Source organism: Streptomyces beijiangensis (assembly GCF_017315755.1).
GTDB lineage: Bacteria > Actinomycetota > Actinomycetes > Streptomycetales > Streptomycetaceae > Streptomyces > Streptomyces beijiangensis.
This window is the reverse complement of record NZ_JAFLRJ010000507.1, coordinates 1-2,820: the sequence shown is the minus strand read 5'-3', so window position 1 is coordinate 2,820 and position 2,820 is coordinate 1. Positions and strand designations below refer to the sequence as shown.

The 2,820-nt window shown below is 70.5% G+C and carries 2 protein-coding genes and 2 pseudogenes; 1 reads left to right on the top strand and 3 read right to left on the bottom strand.

The features are described from left to right. The 3 genes and pseudogenes from J0695_RS45535 to J0695_RS36050 form a co-directional block, all read right to left on the bottom strand. Positions 1–171 (bottom strand): annotated as a pseudogene (locus J0695_RS45535) (DEAD/DEAH box helicase); the annotation flags it as partial. A gap of 125 nt (positions 172–296) precedes the next feature. Further along, a pseudogene (locus tag J0695_RS36055) lies at positions 297–476 on the bottom strand (cold-shock protein); the annotation flags it as partial. A gap of 222 nt (positions 477–698) precedes the next feature. Further along, the gene (locus J0695_RS36050; RefSeq protein WP_206968993.1) at positions 699–1,730 is read right to left on the bottom strand and encodes an alpha/beta fold hydrolase; all 1,032 of its coding nucleotides are present in this window, start codon (positions 1,728–1,730) and stop codon (positions 699–701) included. Positions 1,731–1,861: 131 nt separating this feature from the next. On the opposite strand from J0695_RS36050, the gene mmuM reads away from it, so the two are divergent. Continuing rightward, positions 1,862–2,788, top strand: a complete 927-nt coding sequence (gene mmuM / locus J0695_RS36045) for a homocysteine S-methyltransferase (RefSeq protein WP_206968992.1) — start codon at positions 1,862–1,864, stop codon at positions 2,786–2,788. Positions 2,789–2,820: the final 32 nt, after the last annotated feature.

Here is a 2,820-nt window from a genome sequence, read left to right as displayed (position 1 = left end):
GTCCAGGTCGGCGAAGGCCTCTGCCGGGGGCAGGGCGGGGGTGACGCTGACCGGGAGCGCGAACTCTCCCTGCAGTGCGGCGGGGCGTCGGCTCGAGCCACCCTTGCGGGCACCTGAATTTCCTGAATTGCCTGAATATCGGTTGTTGTTCGTGCGAGCATTACGGTTCACGGAGAACCCTTCCTCGATATGGCACGTATCGAGGAATTCCGGGCCGCGATCAAATGGCCGGGGAATTGCAAGTACGAACCGGTTTTTCTGGGAGAAACAACGAGCTGGGGCCCGCACCCGAAGNNCTGCGGGCCCTTCTGGCCCTGGGTGACATCGAAGTTCACCTTCTGGCCTTCCTGAAGCTCACGGAAGCCCTGGGTGGCGATGTTGGAGTAGTGGGCGAAGACGTCGGGGCCGCCACCCTCCTGCTCAATAAAGCCGAAGCCCTTTTCCGCGTTGAACCACTTCACGGTGCCAGTAGCCATGTCAAATTCTCCTTCGGGGCTGTGCCCCGGAGCCCGCACTGTGCGAGCCCCGGCGTCGCCGCGATGATTGCCCCGGAAAAACAAAAGCGCCTGATGGAGAACTCCCATCAAGGCACTTGAAGTCTATGGGAACCACAACTGCAACTACGTCGACAGTAGCACGGCGCAAGCGTCTGAGCACGGCTTGTACTCACACGTATGGTGTCGATCTCAGGAGGTTCGCTAGGTGGCACTGCGCTCGCTCGCCTCCCGGTAGTCGCGCTCCACGGAGCGGTTGAACGCGTCGTCCGGCTGCCCCACCTCGCTGCCGGGGCGGCCCGCCCGCAGCAGCCCCCGCCACTCCTCCACGCTCCAGTCGCCGGGGGCCGTGGCCGCGATGAACTCCTCGATCAAGGTCTGGAACCGGTCCGGTTCGCTGTGGTGCGGGAAGTGCCCCGCGGCCTGGAAGACCGCCAGGCGGCTGCCGGGCATCGCCTCGTACGCCGTGTGCGCGTGCCGTACCGGCAGGACGGAGTCCCGTGCGCCCCACACCAGCAGCGTCGGGATCCCCTGGGACAGATAGCAGCGGTCCAGCATGGTGACGACCTGTCCGCGCCAGTCGACGACGGCCCGCAGCGTGCGGGTGAAGGCGCTGCGGGAGCGGGCGTCGGGCAGCGCGTCGACCACCCGGATCAGATCGGGCGCGTCGAGACCGAGCCCGCTGTCGAGCAGCTGGAGGACCTTCACGGCCAGCCGCACCTGGGCGCGGGCGCCGGGGAGCTTCAGCAGGGACAGCACCAGGTCGGCGCCCGGCAGGGTCGCCGCCCGCAGTACGGGGGTGACCTGCCTCCCCACACCCCCGGTGCTCACCAGGACCAGGCGGTCGACCCGCTCCGGGAACTGGTACGCGAACTGCATCGCGACCCCGCCGCCGAAGGAGTGCCCCACCAGGGTCACCCGCTCGATGCCGAGCACGCCGATGAGGTCGCGGATCCCGTTGGCGTAGGCGGCCACCGAGTAGTCGGCGCGCGGTTTGTCCGAGTGGCCGTGCCCGAGCAGGTCGGGGGCGATGACGGTGTGCCGCTGGGCGAGCGGCCCGATCAGCCGGTCCCAGCTCGACGAGGAGTCGCCGATGCCATGGATCAGCAGGACGGCCGGGCCCTCCCCCGCCATGCGGTACGCACGGCGGTAGCCGTGCACCGTACGGAACCGCAGCGCGGTCTCCTCCGCGGGCGGACGATCCTGCTGCGCACGGAACGGCAGAATCAGTGCCATGGACGCCTCCCTGCGACAGGGCCCCAGGCATCCTTCCCCGACGCTCTCCCCGGTACCTCGGATTCCGAAGTGTAGGAAGGTCCGGGTTCGGCCGGGTTTCGCTGCGGTTTCCCCGAGGTAGCGTCGGCGACATGACCAGCACACCGGCGCTCTCCCGTGCGCTCGCCGCAGGCACCGTCGTCCTGGACGGCGGCCTCTCCAACCAGCTCGAGTCCGCCGGACACGATCTGAGCGACGGCTTGTGGTCGGCGCGGTTGCTCGCCGAGGAACCGGAGGCGATCGTCGCGGCGCACCTCGCCTACTTCGACGCGGGGGCGAGCGTCGCCATCACATCGAGTTACCAGGCCACCTTCGAGGGGTTCGCGCAGCGCGGGATCGGTCGCGGGCGGGCCGCCGAACTGATCGCCCTCAGCGTGGAGTTGGCGCGGGAGGCCGCGCGGCGGGCGGCGGCGGACCGGCCGCTCTGGGTGGCCGCCTCCGTCGGTCCGTACGGGGCGATGCTCGCCGACGGCTCGGAGTACCGGGGCCGGTACGGGCTGAGCGTGGCGGAGCTTGAGGCCTTCCACCGGCCCCGGCTGGAGGTGCTGGCCGCCGCAGGGCCCGACGTACTGGCGCTGGAGACCGTGCCGGACGCGGACGAGGCGCGGGCGCTCCTGAGGGCCGTACGCGGGCTCGGGGTGCCCGTATGGCTCTCGTACAGCGTCGCCGGGGAGCGCACCCGGGCAGGGCAGCCCCTCGACGAGGCGTTTGCGCTCGCCGCGGAGGCGGACGAGGTGATCGCGGTGGGGGTGAACTGCTGTGACCCCCAGGACGCCGACCGTGCGGTGGAACTGGCGGCCCGCGTCACCGGCAAACCGGTCGTGGTGTACCCGAACAGCGGGGAGAGCTGGGACGCGGATGCGCGGGCGTGGCGCGGGGACGCGACATTCTCCGCCGACCGGGTGGCGGGGTGGGAGCGGGCCGGAGCCCGGCTGATCGGCGGCTGCTGCCGGGTCGGCCCCGAGGCGATCGCCGATCTGGCGCGCAGGCTCGGCACGGACGCCCCTGCGGCCGGCTGAGCGTCAGCCGGGGCCGCAGGATCAACTCGCCT

Coding starts and splice junctions, on each gene's coding strand:
- J0695_RS36050 (WP_206968993.1), bottom strand. CDS start 1,730: ATGGCACTGATTCTGCCGTTCCGTGCGCAGCAGGATCGTCCGCCCGCG.
- mmuM (WP_206968992.1), top strand. CDS start 1,862: ATGACCAGCACACCGGCGCTCTCCCGTGCGCTCGCCGCAGGCACCGTC.